At 35.2% G+C, this 18,589-nt stretch carries 16 protein-coding genes; 2 read left to right on the top strand and 14 right to left on the bottom strand.

The features are described 5' to 3' along the window. Window position 1: 1 nt before the first annotated feature. From HMPREF1535_RS12585 to HMPREF1535_RS12525, 14 genes are all read right to left on the bottom strand, one after another. A complete protein-coding gene (locus HMPREF1535_RS12585) occupies window positions 2-2,197 on the bottom strand; it encodes a peptidase domain-containing ABC transporter (protein ID WP_009859590.1) in 2,196 nt (731 codons plus the stop codon). Window positions 2,198-2,203: 6 nt separating this feature from the next. After that, window positions 2,204-3,418, bottom strand: a complete 1,215-nt coding sequence (locus HMPREF1535_RS12580) for a glycosyltransferase (protein ID WP_009859591.1) — start codon at window positions 3,416-3,418, stop codon at window positions 2,204-2,206. Continuing rightward, window positions 3,415-4,101 (bottom strand): lanthionine synthetase LanC family protein, encoded by a 687-nt coding sequence (locus HMPREF1535_RS12575; protein ID WP_009859592.1) that lies wholly within the window; start codon window positions 4,099-4,101, stop codon window positions 3,415-3,417. The genes HMPREF1535_RS12580 and HMPREF1535_RS12575 overlap by 4 nt, the downstream gene beginning before the upstream one ends. 8 nt (window positions 4,102-4,109) lie before the next feature. After that, a complete protein-coding gene (locus HMPREF1535_RS12570) occupies window positions 4,110-5,336 on the bottom strand; it encodes a TIGR04150 pseudo-rSAM protein (protein WP_009859593.1) in 1,227 nt (408 codons plus the stop codon). A 4-nt stretch (window positions 5,337-5,340) separates the two neighbouring features. Beyond that, window positions 5,341-6,591, bottom strand: a complete 1,251-nt coding sequence (locus tag HMPREF1535_RS12565) for a radical SAM peptide maturase (RefSeq protein WP_009859594.1) — start codon at window positions 6,589-6,591, stop codon at window positions 5,341-5,343. 25 nt (window positions 6,592-6,616) lie between these two features. Further along, complete coding sequence (locus HMPREF1535_RS12560) at window positions 6,617-7,930, bottom strand: 6-bladed beta-propeller (protein ID WP_009859595.1); 1,314 nt, start codon at window positions 7,928-7,930, stop codon at window positions 6,617-6,619. A 161-nt stretch (window positions 7,931-8,091) separates the two neighbouring features. After that, entirely contained in the window at window positions 8,092-8,328 is a 237-nt protein-coding gene (locus HMPREF1535_RS12555; RefSeq protein WP_009859596.1) for a TIGR04149 family rSAM-modified RiPP, read from the bottom strand. Between the two features lie 247 nt (window positions 8,329-8,575). Next, on the bottom strand, window positions 8,576-8,824 hold the full coding sequence (locus HMPREF1535_RS12550; RefSeq protein WP_010800567.1) for a hypothetical protein: 249 nt from the start codon (window positions 8,822-8,824) through the stop codon (window positions 8,576-8,578). Between the two features lie 25 nt (window positions 8,825-8,849). Continuing rightward, entirely contained in the window at window positions 8,850-10,169 is a 1,320-nt protein-coding gene (locus HMPREF1535_RS12545) for a 6-bladed beta-propeller (protein ID WP_016213105.1), read from the bottom strand. 127 nt (window positions 10,170-10,296) lie between these two features. Continuing rightward, the gene (locus HMPREF1535_RS25400) at window positions 10,297-10,533 is read right to left on the bottom strand and encodes a TIGR04149 family rSAM-modified RiPP (protein ID WP_009859599.1); all 237 of its coding nucleotides are present in this window, start codon (window positions 10,531-10,533) and stop codon (window positions 10,297-10,299) included. 163 nt (window positions 10,534-10,696) lie between these two features. After that, window positions 10,697-11,047 (bottom strand): LytTR family DNA-binding domain-containing protein, encoded by a 351-nt coding sequence (locus HMPREF1535_RS12540; protein ID WP_009859600.1) that lies wholly within the window; start codon window positions 11,045-11,047, stop codon window positions 10,697-10,699. 23 nt (window positions 11,048-11,070) lie between these two features. Beyond that, window positions 11,071-13,113 carry a glycosyltransferase gene (locus HMPREF1535_RS25085; protein ID WP_009859601.1) on the bottom strand — a complete coding sequence of 681 codons (2,043 nt, stop codon included), beginning with the start codon at window positions 13,111-13,113 and terminating at the stop codon, window positions 11,071-11,073. A 129-nt stretch (window positions 13,114-13,242) separates the two neighbouring features. Beyond that, window positions 13,243-13,599, bottom strand: coding sequence for a DUF3244 domain-containing protein (locus HMPREF1535_RS12530; protein ID WP_009859602.1), 357 nt, complete (start codon window positions 13,597-13,599; stop codon window positions 13,243-13,245). Window positions 13,600-13,718: 119 nt separating this feature from the next. Further along, window positions 13,719-15,431 (bottom strand): tetratricopeptide repeat protein, encoded by a 1,713-nt coding sequence (locus tag HMPREF1535_RS12525; RefSeq protein WP_009859603.1) that lies wholly within the window; start codon window positions 15,429-15,431, stop codon window positions 13,719-13,721. Between the two features lie 85 nt (window positions 15,432-15,516). Between HMPREF1535_RS12525 and HMPREF1535_RS12520 the strand changes: the two genes are divergently transcribed. Next, the gene (locus HMPREF1535_RS12520; protein ID WP_010800570.1) at window positions 15,517-17,403 is read left to right on the top strand and encodes a glycosyltransferase family 10 domain-containing protein; all 1,887 of its coding nucleotides are present in this window, start codon (window positions 15,517-15,519) and stop codon (window positions 17,401-17,403) included. A gap of 220 nt (window positions 17,404-17,623) precedes the next feature. Beyond that, window positions 17,624-18,217 (top strand): HU family DNA-binding protein, encoded by a 594-nt coding sequence (locus tag HMPREF1535_RS12515; protein ID WP_046146297.1) that lies wholly within the window; start codon window positions 17,624-17,626, stop codon window positions 18,215-18,217. Window positions 18,218-18,589: the final 372 nt, after the last annotated feature.

Raw genomic sequence — 18,589 nt, 5'->3', positions numbered from 1 at the left:
TTTACGAACCCAATTCCAATTGATTCTTTACCAACTTATAATATACACCCCGTCGTGCCGTCAGTTCCTCATGCGTCCCTTCCTCCACGACCTGTCCTTTATCCAGTACCACTATATTATCCGCATCCCGCACCGTACTCAGCCGGTGAGCCACAACAACCACCGTCCTTCCTTTATAGAACTGATGCAGATGTTCCATAATCTCACGCTCATTATTGGCGTCTAATGCATTCGTTGCTTCATCCAAAAAGATAAATTCAGGATTCTTATATACAGCACGTGCAATCAGGATACGTTGCCGCTGTCCCTGGCTTACACCATTTCCTTCCATACCTATTTTTGTGTTATAGCCCAATGGTAGCGAATCAATAAAATCCCGGATATTAGCTACAGTCACAGCATGCAACAACCGTTCTTTATCGATCACTTCCGCACCTATAGCGATATTCTTCGCTATCGAATCCGAAAAAATAAACCCATCCTGCATCACACATCCCGTACGGGCACGCCATACATGCGGATTCATATTCTTCAATGACAGATCACCTATTTTGATATTTCCCTTGTTCGGCTCGTAAAACCCAAGCAACAACTTTATTAATGTCGTCTTTCCGCTTCCGCTGGCCCCGACAATAGCCGTCACCTTATGCTGTGGGATCGTCAGATTAATATGTTCCAACACATAATCCCGGTCTGCCCCGTCATAACTAAAACTCACATCCTCGATCTGCAAAGCCTTGTTATCCGGTAAAGCATTTACTTTCAATGCTAAGGTCTGTTCTTCATCTTCCCGCTGATGGATCTCTCCTAAACGTTCCAAACTAATCTTTGCATCCTGAAACGAACGGGCAAAACCAATAAACTGTTCGATCGGAGCAGTCAACTGCCCCACAATATAGGTGAGCGACATCATCATACCAAGAGTCATCTCACCGGAAACAACAGCCCGGGCTGCGGTGAAGGAGATCAGGATATTGGTGGTTTGGTTAAAAAACACCGACCCGAGCTGTTGATATTGCCCTAAAGCTAACCCTTTAATACTTATTTTAAATAATTTCACTTGAATACGTTCCCATTCCCAGCGCTTTTCAGTCTCACAGTTATTCAGCTTGATTTCCTGCATGCCGGTTACCAATTGAAACAAATTACTCTGCTCACCGGCTGCTTGTGCAAAACGTTTGATATCCAATTCTCGCCTATATCTCATAAAAGCTAATACCCAAGCAACATACAAGCCATTCCCAAACAAGAACAATCCTAATATAGTAAGATCATAATATGCCAGCACAAAGCCGAATACAATAAAATTGACAAAAGAGAATAATGCACTAATAGACGAACCCGTCATAAACGATTCTATTCTGTTATGGTCTCCGATACGCTGCATAATATCCCCCACCATCTTCGTATCGAAGAAATGAAGGGGTAAGCGCATGAGTTTTGCCAAAAAATCAGAAATTAAAGCGATATTAATCCGGGTATTCATATGCAATAAAATCCAACTACGGATAAAGCCAACTGATAATTGCGCAACAAAAATTACTACCTGCGCAATCAGTATCAGGGTAATAAAACTTAGATTACTATCCCGTATTCCTGTATCCACCAGGCTTTGAGTAAGAAAAGGCATGATAAGCTGTAAGATACTACCTGTTAGCATTCCCAATATTAATTGGAAAAGCTCCCTCTTATAGGGAGTGAGATAACGAAAAAAGAAGGATAACTCTCTTTTCTTATCTTTTACATCTTCCTCTCGATCGTAAAATTCTGGTCCAGGCTCTAGTAATAGAGCCGTACCCGTATCTTTTCCCTCTACTTGTGTACTAAACCAACAATGCTCAAATTCTTCCTTCTCATAAACTAACCGTTTACTGGCTGGATCAGCAATATAATATTTACCGTTCTTTATTTTGTAGCAAACAACGAAATGACGTTGATTCCAATGAAGAATACAAGGTAAAGGTAATTCCGTATTCAATTGTTCCAACGTAACCCGAACTCCCATTGTACGAAATCCTATTTGTTCAGCCGCATCACTGATCCCCAACATCGATACCCCTTCTCTTGTTATGAATGCATGCTCACGCAGATATTGTAAAGAATAACTACGACCATAAAACTTTGTAATCATACGGAGACAAGTAGGACCACAATCCATAGAGTCCAGCTGAATATAATGAGGAAATTGACTTAGCATAAACAATTACAATTTTCTATAAACTTCGAGCATTTTTTGTTTGAATAATCCGATTTGAAAATTATTTATATACCGTTCATAAGCATTAATAGAATAAAATCTCCGTTTTTCATCATCTGTCAATAACTCAGTTATAGCAGCTCTCAACAAGTCTATCGACTTTTCACTGTCATTCTCAAAATATAAATCCAATAATATACCAGAAATACCATTTTCTATTATTTCGGCCATCCCGGTTGTATTATTTGCGATGACAGGTAAACCATGCATCATCATTTCAACCAACACATAGCCGAATTCTTCATAAATAGATGGAATTACTCCTATATCTGCAATTTCATATAAAGAATTAAGTTCCTCCTGATCTATAAATCCGGTAAATATAATATTTCGATTATTGGGATATGCATAATAAAGAGGCAGATCATAATTTCCTTTTCCTACAACCATCAAACAGACTTTCTCATTATTCTGAAATACTTTATTAAAAGCTCTTACAAGTAAAGACAAATTTTTATTATCGTCTAATCTCCCAACAAAGAGAATAATTTTTTCATCAGAGGAGATATGCATTCTTTGCTTTATGGATAACTTGTCAAGTTTTCGTATGCAGTGATCTGGTAGTGCATTATAGACTAGAGAAATCCTATCCGATGAGAAATTGAGATATTTACATAAAAAGGTTGAAGCATGATTAGCTACCACTACTAAATGATCACAATACTTACTCAATATTTCTATTTCTTCTTTCAATATATCGGAATAGACAAGTTCCTTTTCCGATAAGGAAATATTATTAGTAATATTATCCATTACCCTCTCTATTTCTTCCGGAGAGAAATAATCAATCCAACTGGCATAATGCCATGTCAATATAAATTTAAAATGAAAATATTCTTTTAACATCAAAAATAATTCAGTCCCTTTGCGATAATTCATATGAAGAATATTTTCATCATTGGGATCAATATAAGGATAAAGTATATAAAACACATTCCGATAATAATAATTAGATTTCTGATTTGCGCGAACAGCTGGTATATGAATATAACGAATATTGTTTTCAGAAACAATCTCAACACTCTCTTTCCGATTAAATAATGTAACCATTGTCACCAATATTGGTTCATCCTTCAATATACGAATAAGATTCTTCAAATAAGTACCAACACCAAAAACCGTACCATTAAAATTATTATCAAGTATATAAATGTGTTTCATATATTCATCAAATTTAAGCCATATCCGGCAAGCCCATTTTTTAACCCCAAAGACATACGATAAATACTATCAGTTATCTTAATTTCTTTTCCTTTTAGAAAATCAGGCAATGAACATATGCAATCTTTCATAGGTTTATCCGAAAGAAAATCAATATATTGGAAGAATACATCTTTTACAGAAAGATTATGCCAGGCATTGTAATTATTTTTTATCACATATAATAAATCTGATAAGAACAAAGAATCAAATGGTCTCTGATCACCTTGTTGTATCATTAATCGTGAATTTACATAATACACAAGTCCGCCCAAACCTCTATCGAAATCAAAGTCATTTATCCTACGGACATCATATCTCATTAAGTTTTGATCCAAATCGAATAATACGTCATTTACGTCACCGGATAAAAAATGGTGACACAACAAATAATTCACTCCCCAGCCAATTCCGCTTAATCCAATTTCGAAATTAGAAGAAAAAGAATTATCCAAATCTTCAAAAATCTCTTTTATCAAAGAATGTACTAAATCCAAATATACATCTTGATTACTATAACGAGCATAATGCGCAAGAAAAATAGAGACACCCATTTTCCCTCCGTATAAACCCACATCAGACAAACTGCTTGTATTTAGAATCAGCACATTTCTTATTTCTTCTAATCCCTGTTCTTTCTGCATCTCGGGAACTATTCTTTATAACACAAATTTTGCTTATTCAATACCAACTCGTAATTTGAAGGAGATGGGCATAACCACTGATACTTACAATCAGAGCAAGGTTGTTCCGAACGGGTTCTGAACCATAGATCACCGTTTACCAATTCGTATCGAATCAATGAATGGATAGAATCCGTAGCTATTTTTCCGCAAGAAGGGAAATTTATATTCACAAAAACAGATCCTTGAGGAGAAACAGTAAACTTTCCAAAATCATTTGCATTTATAAGTTGATTTGCAAATATCTGACGTTTATTCAGACTAGTATTTCTAATATCTTCCTCTGTCAGAAAAACAAATTCAGAAAAGAAATCTAAATTATCTCCTGTAAAAACAGGCTTCACACTATATTTGTCCAAATGATACCGTTCTATTTGTTCCTGAACTATATAATATTCATCTTTTGAAGCAACATAAAAATTCCATTTAACATGTAATTGCTTTTCAAGCACATTAGTTACAACCGATTCCTTTAACGGATGTTCCCGATCTACTATAATTACATATTCAAATTGTTCTGCTAAAGCAACTCTATATCTATCCTGAAAATCTTCCAGCTGGGAGCAAGAGACATAAAGACTTTTCATTGCATGAATTCGATCTAATGCATCCAACAGTTTATTCCATTGGGGATATTGAAAAATATTATATCCGCATATATGTATATTAGAAATGGAAGAATTAGCAATATACTTTAAAAAAACACTTAATGTCGTATAGTCTAATTCCTCACCTTTATCCAAAAAATAAGGAAATTGTTTAGCATACAGATTATCACATAAACCTGTTCCATTCACATAAATAGTCAGTTCATGTAAATAAACCATATAATTTTCAAAAGCAACCATTTCCGGTCTTTTCCTGAACTTTTCTTTTGAGCGTTGAACTCCAGGAAAAGGACAAAAAGAAACAGGAGGCTCTGAATTTTCATTTTGAGATATCAAATCAACGCATTCGGCTTCTAGCAAAATATTTACAACACTACATAAATTATTGCTATTCATATCCTCCTCTGTCAATTCAACCACATACAAATTTTCCGGATTCACCAATAATTCATATAGTTTATCAAACTGCTCAAAAGTCTCAAACTCCCTGATTTCAAAATTATCAGAATTATAAACGAAGACAGAAGTTCCTTTTTTCCATATAAAGACATCAGGATTAACAACTAGCCAATATTTTTTCATTTCCATATCCTTAATAAATTGATAATTCTTCCATAATTCGCCGATACAATTGAGGATTTTTTCGCAAATATCTCTTTTGACTCAATACAAATTGATCAAACTCTTCCTTATTCATAAATCCATGACAAACTCCCCCTTCTTCCAGATCAGAGATATAGAACATACACTGTTGACAAAATTTATTTCTATAACATTTATTACATTGCTTCTCTATCTTTTCAAAGACAGTATTGTAGAATAATGCAATCTTATCAAAATCTAATACCACTTTTTCTTCATCAACCATTCCTAACACATACTTCTGATCAATACGTTCACACGGTAATATTTTACCATTAACAGTCAAAAATATTTTTTTAGAAAATGGCAAACAAGTACCGGTAGGTATATAAGGAATTTGCGATTTATCCACTAACAAATCCGTGTAATATTTATAAAGATTACCACTAAACTGTTCCAAATATAAATAAAGCATCTTTGTATCAGCTACATCATAAAACATTTCATTAATAAGCTGTGGATAATTAGACAATGCGCGATAAAAGTCAAACTGTTTACTTTGAAACACTTTCGAGAATTCATTTCGTTTATCCTCCCTTATTCCACTCGTATTTAATTCTGACAACATGCTGATTTTTCCAAACTCATGCTTCATAAACCGATAAATATCAGTAGTATTATTGCGATCGTGGAGTACTGAGTTAAAATTCACATTCGTTTCAAAGTAGTCCGGATATTTTTCTTGTAACAGTTTCACATTTTTGAATACCCGATCAAATGAATTTGTTCCATGATGATCTACACGATACCCTTGTGACTCCCTATCCCCATCCAAACTAATTAATAAAGAGAACTTATGCTCTACCAAATAATCCATATATCGATCCAAAAGGATCGCATTGGTTGTCATGGAATATTTAATATCCAAATAATCAATATAAGTAGTTTCCAGATATTCTTGAATCTGCTTAATAAAAGAAATATTCAACAAAGGTTCTCCACCATAAAAACTGACAGTCAAAACACGATTATAAAAATCTACATTAGAATCTTTCCACAATGAGAAAAGATAATCAATCAGCAACTTTGCTTTTTCAAACGGCAAATTTTGCTCTTCTCTTTTATCATAGCTGCCATAGAACTCTCCATAACCACAATATTTACATTTCAAGTTACAGCTATCTGTCACTTCAAAAACGATTTGCCGCAAATTTAATAACTGCTGCTTTATCGTATCAGATGTTAGTTTAACAAATTCCATATTTCTAACTATTTTGACTTTGCTTTTATAGTACACTTTTCTTTAATTTCATCAATATCAGTACTTGATCACCATCCTCCTTCATTTCCGGAAGCATCTTTTTCAATTCTTCCTGCTGTTCCAAATTGTGAACATTCTTACGTTTCTCAAAATGCTCTTTACTCAAAAGTTCTTTCATCTGATACGATTCAATATAACTTACCCAATAGTTCCCTTCCGAACTCATTATCATCGGATAAGCATCAACCCCACCATCCAGATCATTGTAAAAACCTAAATTGTTTATTGGAATATTAGGATCTCTATTTTCATCTGCTACATAATCATAAATAACAGAACACGAATTATTTAAATATTTATCATGTATAACTATATACTCAACTCCTTTTTTACGTAATTTTATAATAAAATATCGCAATGTCTCATAAGCAGGATTCATTATGAATATAGAATGATACATTACATACTCACGCTCTTCTCCATATGACCATAGTTTTGATAAATCCGGTTTATCATCTCCATAATCCAACAAATATCTAGGCTTCACCTTATTATCAATCTCAGTAAATATTGTATCCGCCAAGCCACTAGGCACTAAAAGATTACTACCTTTAAACCGAGTCATCTGATAATTAAACATCAGTCCAGCATATTTATCCTTTTTCGTGTCCAGTTGAGTATGTTGAGAAGGCGTATGATCAAGCATCCTCCCTAGCGTATCTAAAACACCATAGCCGTATAAACGATCTTTTAGAGGCTCCATTTTATAGGTATACGTTTCTGATATAGATACAAAATCATCATTATTATAAAACATATATGCTGCCCTATATTTATCTGTATCGGTTAAAATACTAAACATTTTTTTTAAGAATTTTCCCTCATAATCAAAACGGAACATAGCTCCCATTTGAGCAGAATACAAATAAACATATTTATTTTTTTTATCTATTGATACATTCGAAATATTTGCCAGTTCTCCAGGACCTCCTCCAATTCTTCCTATAGTACGTAAAAACTCGCCTTTTTTATTAATTACAAGCACCCTGTTATAATCACCTATAAAAAACAAACCACTTTCTTCATCATAATCATAAATTTGAAAAAATTTAATACCGTATTTATTCGGAAGTTTCAAAGGTATATATTCTATACTATCAACAAATGAACTTAAAGTAATTGTATTATCTACATTTTTAATTGCCTCTTGCAATGAAACTTTTACAGGATAACTAACGTTTCTGTTCAAAGAGTCAACCTTTACTTCTTCTTGAGGTGAGCTTGTTTTAGAAGTACAACCTATTAAAACAACTAATAAGATTATTACAGATTTCTTCATTTTGAATTATTATAAACAATTTAAATTCAAGCTAAAGCCAAAGCAAAAATATACATATTTTTACTTTGGCTTCAAATAAGGACTAATTCAGTTCATAGTAAGAAAAATCTTACTACTTTTAGAAGCAAATTACAAGGATAATACATTATAAAAACAATTTACTAATGTGTTGGCTTAGTAGCAGGAACACCATCACCACATGCTACATTCCCCCCACCAGATTCAGTATAACCATTTGACACATTAGCATTATAATTCTCGCCTATACTTGATCCTTGTGCGTCTACGTAATTACATCCGCATCCACATTTGTACCCACCTCGCAAAGCATTCATTTGCCTTTGCTCCAACTCCCCAGCATTTAGCTGATTCAATTTTAAACGACTCAGTGTTTTCATTTTACTTAAATCTATATGTTAAACAATTCAGAAAGAAGACCTTTTGAATAAGCCTAAAAAGCATCTCAAGTCAACATTACAATATTAACCATTCCCATCCAATCTATCAAACAAATTTCAGTTCAAGTTCCCGAACGCATGATTTATGGTGCTGAACGCATTCTTTATACCGCAGACAAAAAAACGCAGCTCGAACAGCCTTTTCTCGACGTACACTAACTTTATATTCCGAACCTTTTGTCGACAGTCAAAGCACGGCACGATTATAAAAATCCACTTTAGAATCTTTCCACAATGAGAAAAGATAATCAATCAGCAACTTTGCTTTTTCAAACGGCAAATTTTGCTCTTCTCTTTTATCATAGCTGCCATAGAACTCTCCATAACCACAATATTTACATTTCAAGTTACAGCTATCTGTCACTTCAAAAACAATTTGCCGCAAATTTAATAGCTGCTGCTTTATCGTATCAGATGTTAGTTTAACAAATTCCATATTTCTAACTATTTTGACTTTGCTTTTATAGTACACTTTTCTTTAATTTCATCAATATCAGTACTTGATCACCATCCTCCTTCATTTCCGGAAGCATCTTTTTCAATTCTTCCTGCTGTTCCAAATTGTGAACATTTTTACGTTTCTCAAAATGCTCTTTACTCAAAAGTTCTTTCATCTGATACGATTCAACATAACTTACCCAATAGTTCCCTTCCGAACTCATTATCATCGGATAAGCATCAACCCCACCATCCAAATCATTATAAAAACCTAAATTCTTTATTGAAAGAGCAGAATTATATCCTTCACCTAACATGCTATAATCATAAAGAACAGAATATGATTTATTTAAATATTTATCATGTATAGCAATGTATTCAATCCCTGATTTACGAAATTTTGTAATAAAGTATCGTGCTGTCTCGTATGCCGGATTCATTATAAATATTGAATTATAAATAGCAGACTGACGCAACTGTTCATCAGATGACCATATTTCCGATAAATCTGGTTTTTCATCTCCGTAATCCAACAAATACCTAGGTTTCACTTTATTTTCAACCACTGTAAATATTGTGTCCGACAAACCACTAGATACCAAAAGATTACCACCTATAAAACGAGTCATCTGACCATTAAACATCAGTCCAATATATCTCTCTTTCTCCACATCCAGTTGAGTATATTGAGGAGGCGTACAATCGAGCATCTTCCCTAGCGTATCTAAAACACCATAGCCGTATAAACGATCTTTTATAGACTCTAATCCATAATGATAAATTTCCGATATAGAAACAAAGTTATCATTATTATAAAAAGTATGTGCTGTAAAATATTTTTCATTATCAGCTAAAGCACTAAACATTTTTTTCAAAAAATTCCCTTCATAGTCAAAACGAAACATAGATCTCATCGTAGATGAATACAGGTAAACATATTTATTTCTTTTATCTATTGATACATCCGTAATACATGCTAGTTCTCCAGGACCTCCTCCAATTCTTCCTATAGTATGTAAAAATTCACCTTTTTTATTAACAACAAGTACCCTGTTATAATCACCTATAAAAAACAAACCAATGTCCTCATCATAATCATACATTTGAAATCTACTTATGGCATATTTATTCGGAAGTTTCAAAGGTATATATTCTATGCTATCAACAAATGAACTTAAAGTAATTGTATTATTTACATTTTTCATTGCCTCTTGCAATGAAATTTTTACAGGATAACTAACGTTCTTGTTCAAAGAGTCAACCTTTACTTCTTCTTGAGGTGAGCTTGTTTTGGTTGTACAGCCTATTAAAACGACTAATAATATTATTACGGATTCCTTCATTTTAATCTATTATTAACAATTCAAGTTATAACCCAAATCCAAAACAAAAATATAATACATCTCTGCTTTGGCTTTAAATAAGGATTAATTCAACCCTTGGGAAAATAAACTTTACAGTTACCCGTTCTTAATGCGTTGAAGCAGTTGTGGGAACAGCATCACCACATGCCTTATTTCCCCCATAGGATTGACTATAACCATGTGACACATTAGAATTATAATTTTGTTCTACTGTAATCCCATTGGTTTCCCAATAATTGCATCCACATCCGCAATTATACCCACCCCGCAAGGCATTCATTTGCCTTTGTTCCAATTCATCAGCATTCAACTGATTCAATTTTAAACGACTTAATGTTTTCATTTCACTTAAACTTATATGTTAAACAACTCAGAAAGCCTCCCGCTGAATAAGACTTAAAAGCATTTCAAGCCAACATTACAATGTTAAGCATTCCCATTCAATCCATCAAACAAATTTCAATTCAAGTTCCCGAACGCATGATTTATGGCGCTGAACGCATTCTTTATACTGTATACAAAAAAAATGCAGCTCGAACAGCCTTTTCTCGACGTTCACTAACTTTATATTCCGCACCTTTTGTCAAGAGTAACCAATATGAACCATTTTTAAAAAGAAGTTCAGACACATGATGCATATTGACAATAACTTGTCGACTTACTCTTATAAAGTAATTTTGCAACTGAGTTTCTACTGCGGTCAGACTTGCACGAACTAATACTTTTTCATTATTAAAAACTAACCAAATAAACGGTTTATCACATTCAATCGCAACCAAATCACGACAAAAGGCTGTTTTTAACCCTCCTTTATAAGAATAAACGAATGAATTATCTTTAATTTTTATCGTATCCATATAATTTAATTCTTTTATTTCCTTTATGACACAGGTTTACCAACTGAAGTTTCAAACATCCTCCAAGTCCGCACATACTGCATTAATGGTTCTTTATACATGCCACAGATTTTGAGAAATTCTTTACGGTTCTCTTCTTCCTGCTTAAAACTATTAAAACGGGAATTTTCATAGCGATAATGAAACAAGTGATATAAAGCTCCGACTGCACGCGAAACCGGTAATCCCACTATTTCCATTCGCTTGACACGCTCCATATCTTCCATTCCCCAACCGCAAAAATGTTCATTTTCTCCTCCTGCCTCCAAATAATAATCCTTATGTACAAGAAATGCACCACCGACAGAATGAATAAAACAATTTAAATGTTCTTTTTCTTTCAGAAATTCAATCAAACGGTTGTCACGAAAAACACAACTATCCTCCATTGAACAAAAATTGAAACGTCCGTCATAAGGAAAACTCATTACTGATTTCCCATTCCGAATATCGGCTATAGAAGAATCAATTTGATCGTCCGGCACTATCACATCAGTATCCCATATACCGACAATCGAAGTATCTGTTTCGTACAACAACTCATTCAGATATTTCGTCCGATAAAAAATGGGGTTATCATCTTTCACAAAGCGGTATGTCACATTCAGACAATTTCCAGGCACTCTATATTTGGAATCGTTATCAGCTTCCAATACTATTATTTTGCTCCGCTTACGTTTCGATAACTGATCTAAAACGACATCCAGGTTTTCCCGTCGTTCAGACGAATCGATACGGACCGGGATTACAAACGTAACAATATCATCTAACGGTTTATCTACATTATATATATGGACAATCTCTTTCTCACCCAATAAGCGCTTTGTCCTCTTCGGGAAGATTCCTAAAGCATCTATTTTTCGGATATCCTTCAATAAATAGTCATCGACTATTTCAATATCTCCCAGGCGATCCAGGAATTGGATCAGGTTTTGTTTATTAATAAGAGTAGCCGTGCCCTCTTCCGGAACATCTATCCGAAGTGTCAAATAATGTATCCAACCATATAAAGACTCTTTTTGCTCTTTATTCCAATTTATACTGAGAGCAGACAAACGCGTATCCAACTCCATCAGTATTTCATTTTCTTCACCTTCAGCAAATCCGTTACGCAAAATGTATATAAACCCGCATCCCAAACTACAAAAACTAGATTCCTGCCCTAAAGACGGAACAATTTCTATATCATTTCCCAATAATTGCTCTAATAACTCATCCGCTTGTTTTTCATAAATTACATCTCCGGTATAACTCGCATAAGTATACAATGCTATAATTCGTCCAATCTCCGGAATACCGACAGTCCATTCGTCCGGCGTTTGCTGATTGGCGTTCCTATAACGGTTTATAAATTCAATCTGATATTTTCGGCGTATATCATACGCATATGTTTTCTGTTCATCTCGATGTAATTGGGATATCTGAGACGCATGCCAACGATACATCATTAATACCTCTGGTAAGTTTTCTACTTTTCCTGCTAAAGAAAACCGTGACATCAAATCGTAATCAGAAGAATACACATATTTTTCATCATATCCTCCATACTTCCTCATCACATCAGTTCGAATCATCAGAGACGAATGCAAAGATACATTATCCTGTAGTAAGCCTATCATCAACTGCTCATGCGAAGATGGCAAAGTCCATTTCATTCCCGGAATAGAAAAATCAAGTCTTGTACCTAATATCCAAAGATCCGGACAAGCTTCCAAATATTGATATTGAAGTTCCAATCTTTGAGGATAAGCGACATCATCTGCATCCATGACACAAATATATTTCCCAACAGCAATTTCCAGTCCTTTATTCCGGGAAGGATAGTTCCCGACATTATATTCATTACAAATCAGAACAATACGTTCATCTGCATATGATTGAATAATAGCCAATGAATTATCTGTAGAGGCATCATCTATAATAATAAACTCAAAACGGTCAAAGGTCTGATGTAGTATACTATCTATCGCTTCATGAAGATATTTCTCTTCATTAAAAACAGGCATTATGACGGATATGTCGATCATGGTATTCTTTAGATTAGGCAGTTATTTTTAATATCCGATAATAAATCTGTTAAATCATGAGGGTGTGTTATAGTGAGACTTTTGCAACACCCTCATCAGAACAGGACTCGTTCATAAATTACGTGTTCACTACAGAATAAAATCACCCTGCAAATAACCGTATTTGTGACTCAAACGAACCTGATACATCCCGGTTATCTCACCCAACGTAAAATGAACTGTTTCTCCGGAAGATATGGTTATACATTCTTCAAGGATAACTTTCCCCTCGGCGTCTACCACTGTAATCGTTAAATCAGATAAGGAATCTGCACTATATATAGATAAAACAGATCCGTCTATGGATACCTCCGGTACTTTGGGAAAGATTGTTCGGATTCTATCATCCCCCCATTTTCCTTTTACATGAACATTGTCGCTAAAGGCTGTTTGCGGGAAGACTCCCGTTACCAAAATAGCCAAAATTAAAATCCAATAGTTTTTCATGGTAATAACTTTTTTAAATGTTACACAAAAGTAGAAGTGGCCAAAGATATTACCTAGTATTTTTGGTAACAAAGACGTAACAGCCTACAAAAAAGTCCTCATGAGCAACAATAAAGTAATCAAAATGACAAAATGAGAGTATCAAAATCCTGGGCCGTCCCCTGTTTGCCTGTCATTTTTTTATACAAGCGTTTTCTTCCGAGAGATATTGCCTGACTGGTCTTCGCCAATAATACAGCCATACGACTTACCGGAATTTCCAACTTAGTCAAACAGCATATCTGCAAATCCTGTTCTGAAATTTGGGGATACATCATTTTTATCTTATAGGTAAAATTCAAATACAATATGTGATCAATCCACTTAACCACTTCCAACCACTGTTCAGAATCCAACTTATCCCATTTTGAACGCAACCCTCTATACAAATCGGAAGTAAGAAAGATTTTATATTGTTCCTCCTTTGTAATCGGGAAATCAGTCTGATCAACGGTCTGTTCATTCTTTATACCTTTCATTATATCCAATTCCATTTTCAACCCATTCGCCAGTCTCGTTTTTTGTTCCAACTCTAAAATTGTGGCATTCCGTTCAGCTTGATATTGCTTGCTTTCTCGGGCCTGCTGTTCCTGAAGGCGTAAATATTGTTTTTTTTGTTCTTTCTTTTTCTCCTTTATACTAAAAACTAGAATAACCGCTACCAATAGAAATAAAATTGTTCCTCCTAAAAACGAATACATATAAATCGTTTTACGGTCTGCCTCCTTTCTGTAATATTCTTTTTCTCTTTCAACAAGCAGGTAATCATACATACTTTGCAGTCGGGTTAAAGTTTCCTTATAGGTCAATCTGTCTGTCGAATCACGAAACGCCTCATATTGTTCCTGAAAAACGACATAAGCGTCCAGATTTCTTCTGGCTTTTTCCAACTGTGATAACCAATAGTAAGTATCCTTCAATGTATAAATATCAGTACTTTTCCGACAAAAAGACAAATAATGGTAAGCAGAGTCCATCTTCCCTGATTTCAAATACAAATCACCTAAAGTTAAATTTACCAGACAGGAATCATCGGCTATCTCTATTTGCGAATAAGCTTTCCAGGCATAAGTCAAACCGGTCTCAGTATCTCCAACTCGCCCATACGCATCTGCCAATTCATTAAGCATATAAAATTCATGTGAACCTGAAGTATACAACAAGGCTTTCGAATAATAGACTATCGCACTATCCAATCGGCTCTCGCACACATGAATACGAGCAATATTCCGGAAAGTCACAGATAAGCTGACCGTGTCTTCATCTCTTAAAAAACAATCAACAGCCTCTTTTTGAAAAGCCATCGCTGGTTGATAAAGCTCCTGATAAGTATATAAAGTTCCTAGATTGGCACACAATCTTCCTAACAAATAAGGATTATTCAATTTCTTTCCTACTTCATAGGCTTTCAAGTAATATTCCTGTGCTTGAAGAGCATCATTCAAATCATAGAATACATTTCCACAATAATAATAAGCCTGCATCTTCCGAGCCTTGAAGTTTGTCTTTTCATAATATTTGACTGCAATTTGTATCAAAGAGTCGGATGTATGTTCTATTCGTTTTTTATCTTGTGCTTGCGTATACAACAAACACCAAAGCGCATTTTGCGCCTCTGACATATCTTCCCGATATGTTGTTATACTATCTAAAAGTAATAACGCGCTATCCGGCTTTTCATTCATATATTCCTCTGCCTTTTTCAATAAAGGAGAGACATTGGTACTTCTACTACAAGCTACCAGACAGAAAAGTAGCAAAAGATTTAGTATTAGCTTAAGTCCTTTTGACATATGCAACTGTTTTATAGGACGCAATATAGAACTTTATTTTCAAAAGATCACAAAAAAATCAATACATTTACAAAAAAATTATACAATGAGTACTTCATGTCCTTTTTTATCTATAATAGTTCCGATATATAATGTCGAAACGTATCTGGAAGAGTGTTTGAACTCCTTGATCAACATACGGATAATTTCAAAGGAGATTATTTTGATCAATGATGGCTCTACTGATCGGTCCGGTGAAATTGCAGAGAAGTTCGCTTCTTCTCATTCCTGTATTAAGCTCTTTCATCAACCGAATCAGGGATTGTCGGCAGCACGTAATAAAGGATTGTCTGAAGTGCAAGGGGAATATATAATGTTTATCGACAGCGACGATTGGATAATAGAAGGACAGACCGAAAAAATGTTCTCGGAAGCTATCGGTTTTCACCCCGACATAATAATGGGAAATTCCGTTTGCTATTATCCTGACGGACAAACCGGGACCTTATTTAATCCAATCCCATCCCATTTATGCCATACCTGCCTGACAGGAAAAGAGTGTTTTTCAGAATTAATGAAACACGGGGCTTTTCCTCCGATGGTTTCTAATTACCTATACAAAAAGGACTGGCTAAACAAGCAAACATTGTATTTTGAGAATGTTGTCCATGAAGACGAACTCTGGACTCCCCAAGCTCTTTGCCTTGCAAAAAGCATTTACATCACCAACATTGATTTTTACGGATACCGGCAACGGGAAGGTTCTATCATGAGGACATTGGTCACGTCCAAACGCGTACGAGACCTGATCTATATAGCTAATCGTTTGATTCGTTTTGCATCGGGATACCGTTTCAATGGCCCGGACCGGGAAATGAAAAGCGAACTATACGCAAAAGCTTATATGTTATATAATTTAGCTTTCTTATCACTGGCCAAAATCAAAAATGGTAATTTCACTTTACCGTCACATGCATTGTATACCATTTTTAAAATATACCACCATCTCTCACCACTCTCAAAAAAGAGGATTTACCGCTATTACAAAAATGCCCAGAATAATTTGAAGAGTTATTTAAAATGGAAGATATCTTACTGGGCGGAAAAATTATCTCCTGAAATAATAAAAAACAAACATATTATATTGATATATAATACGATGTGGGATACTCCTCTAAACATTCCCGTTGAGCAGATACCGGAAGACTATAGATTCACGACTGACAGGCAGTATTATTCTCAGGCACAAACAGTTATTTTCCACTTACCGACATTAATCAATGAATTAGAAAACGACCTGGAAAAACCTGAAGGACAAATATGGGTTGCCTGGACATTGGAATGCGAAGAAAACTACCCGTTCTTCAAAGATCCGGAATTCACGGAGCTTTTTGACTACCGGATTTCTTATCATCAAACGGCAGACGTCATACAATCGTATTTGCATGACAATTTTATTCCTTTGATGAAACAACCAGTCGACACAAAGGAGAGAGCTAACAATATCTGTATGCTTATATCCAGCCCGATCAACCAAAGTTCGAGACAGGAATACCTGAAAGAACTTATGCGGGAAATACCTATAGATTCCTATGGAAAACTATTCAATAATAAGAAAATGGATCAGGATAACGGAAGGGAGTCCAAAATCAATTTATATAAACAGTACAAATTTGTTATTGCTTTTGAAAATGCCTGTGCAACCGATTATGTAACGGAGAAATTCTTTGATCCGTTGATCGCCGGAGCGGTTCCCATCTATTTAGGTGCCCCTAACATCAACGAGTTCGCACCTGGGGAACATTGTTTTATCCATGCAAATGACTTTAAATCCCCTAAAGAGTTAGCCGATTATATAGAAGAATGTTACAATAATGAACAGGAATATCAATCTTTTTTCCAATGGAAACAAAAAGACCTCCGTCCTCAATTCATAGAGAAAGCCCAATTACAAAAAACAGCTCCCTTCATCCGCTTATGTGAACTTATTTGAAAGAATATCATTAATATATGCTATCTCCGGTACAATTCCTTCCATTCAGTATTATATTTGTATTCGTACGTTTTTACGTTTGATATATATCAAACGAATAAAACACATATATGCTTCTTTCGTTTGATGATTGATTTCCTTTCGTTCAATGATTATTGAATGAATGGTTGTACGGGATGAAAATTTGTTTTGGCTGGTATTAATTTAAAACAAGATAGTAATGAGTTTAAAATTCGGATGGTACAAGACACCGGTCCCGGGAGACAGGGAAGACAAAAAGATTCCGCATGCACGGATCATTTCACAAGGTACGCTCGACACGAAGTATATGTGCAAGATGATCTCGATGTCGAGCACGATCTCATCGGCAGACGTAAAAGGGGTATTGGAAGCACTTAACTTCTGGATGGGGTTTCACCTGGCGGAAGGGAATAGCATCGAGCTGGACGGACTGGGGTATTTCACACCCACGCTGAAAAGCCGGACAGTAACGGATGAAAACGGTAAAACCAAAGTCATCGCAGAAGCCGACACCGTCAGTTTCCGCTGTGCAACCTCCCTGAAAGAACAAGTCAGGGAAGCCGGACTGGAACAGGTGAAAAAGGCGAAAACAGAAAAACTCACACAGGAACAACGGCTGGAGAATATTATGAAAGAGGTGAATAAAAACAGATGTATCAACACCAGTACCTGCGTGCAGATAAATCATTACAGCCGGTTTATGGCCCTGAACGACCTGAAGTTACTGATAGACAGCAATAAGCTGGTTCAGATCGGCAGAGGGAAACAAACAATGTATATACGGTCATTTTAGCAGGGGTGAAATTTGTCATTTTGCGTTCTGTCTTTTATCTTTGTTCGAAATTTCGCGGCGGTTATTTTCGCCGCCGCGAAATTTCAGATTAATTCCGGTAATATGAAATTTTACCGATCCTTTCTAAAGAAGCAACGCAAACTGTCGGGTATGACATTGGAGATGTATTTCAGGGAAAAGCTGAAAGAACAGTAACTAACAACCTCAACATAACTCTGCAATATTGCGTCATAAACGATAAAATAAGGTCATTATGAATAATAGAAGAATTGCTTCTGGTGCCAGAGTGACCCAGTACAAATATACGGCATTTATCTCTAAGTGCCGTACATTTGTACATATTTTCTTTCCCTACCTCGCTAAAAAATATGT

This window comes from Parabacteroides goldsteinii DSM 19448 = WAL 12034, from assembly GCF_000969835.1.
Taxonomy (GTDB): Bacteria; Bacteroidota; Bacteroidia; order Bacteroidales; family Tannerellaceae; genus Parabacteroides; species Parabacteroides goldsteinii.
This window is presented reverse-complemented; position numbering and strand designations above follow the sequence as displayed.

Excerpts from the sequence above, each read along its gene's own strand:
- HMPREF1535_RS12520 (WP_010800570.1), top strand. The coding sequence starts at position 15,517 with ATGAGTACTTCATGTCCTTTTTTATCTATAATAGTTCCGATATATAAT.
- HMPREF1535_RS12560 (WP_009859595.1), bottom strand. The coding sequence starts at position 7,930 with ATGAAGAAATCTGTAATAATCTTATTAGTTGTTTTAATAGGTTGTACT.
- HMPREF1535_RS12530 (WP_009859602.1), bottom strand. The coding sequence starts at position 13,599 with ATGAAAAACTATTGGATTTTAATTTTGGCTATTTTGGTAACGGGAGTC.
- HMPREF1535_RS25085 (WP_009859601.1), bottom strand. The coding sequence starts at position 13,113 with ATGATCGACATATCCGTCATAATGCCTGTTTTTAATGAAGAGAAATAT.
- HMPREF1535_RS12545 (WP_016213105.1), bottom strand. The coding sequence starts at position 10,169 with ATGAAGGAATCCGTAATAATATTATTAGTCGTTTTAATAGGCTGTACA.
- HMPREF1535_RS12580 (WP_009859591.1), bottom strand. The coding sequence starts at position 3,418 with ATGAAACACATTTATATACTTGATAATAATTTTAATGGTACGGTTTTT.
- HMPREF1535_RS12550 (WP_010800567.1), bottom strand. The coding sequence starts at position 8,824 with ATGGAATTTGTTAAACTAACATCTGATACGATAAAGCAGCAGCTATTA.
- HMPREF1535_RS12515 (WP_046146297.1), top strand. The coding sequence starts at position 17,624 with ATGAGTTTAAAATTCGGATGGTACAAGACACCGGTCCCGGGAGACAGG.
- HMPREF1535_RS25400 (WP_009859599.1), bottom strand. The coding sequence starts at position 10,533 with ATGAAAACATTAAGTCGTTTAAAATTGAATCAGTTGAATGCTGATGAA.
- HMPREF1535_RS12540 (WP_009859600.1), bottom strand. The coding sequence starts at position 11,047 with ATGGATACGATAAAAATTAAAGATAATTCATTCGTTTATTCTTATAAA.
- HMPREF1535_RS12525 (WP_009859603.1), bottom strand. The coding sequence starts at position 15,431 with ATGTCAAAAGGACTTAAGCTAATACTAAATCTTTTGCTACTTTTCTGT.
- HMPREF1535_RS12585 (WP_009859590.1), bottom strand. The coding sequence starts at position 2,197 with ATGCTAAGTCAATTTCCTCATTATATTCAGCTGGACTCTATGGATTGT.
- HMPREF1535_RS12565 (WP_009859594.1), bottom strand. The coding sequence starts at position 6,591 with ATGGAATTTGTTAAACTAACATCTGATACGATAAAGCAGCAGTTATTA.
- HMPREF1535_RS12555 (WP_009859596.1), bottom strand. The coding sequence starts at position 8,328 with ATGAAAACACTGAGTCGTTTAAAATTGAATCAGCTAAATGCTGGGGAG.
- HMPREF1535_RS12575 (WP_009859592.1), bottom strand. The coding sequence starts at position 4,101 with ATGCAGAAAGAACAGGGATTAGAAGAAATAAGAAATGTGCTGATTCTA.
- HMPREF1535_RS12570 (WP_009859593.1), bottom strand. The coding sequence starts at position 5,336 with ATGGAAATGAAAAAATATTGGCTAGTTGTTAATCCTGATGTCTTTATA.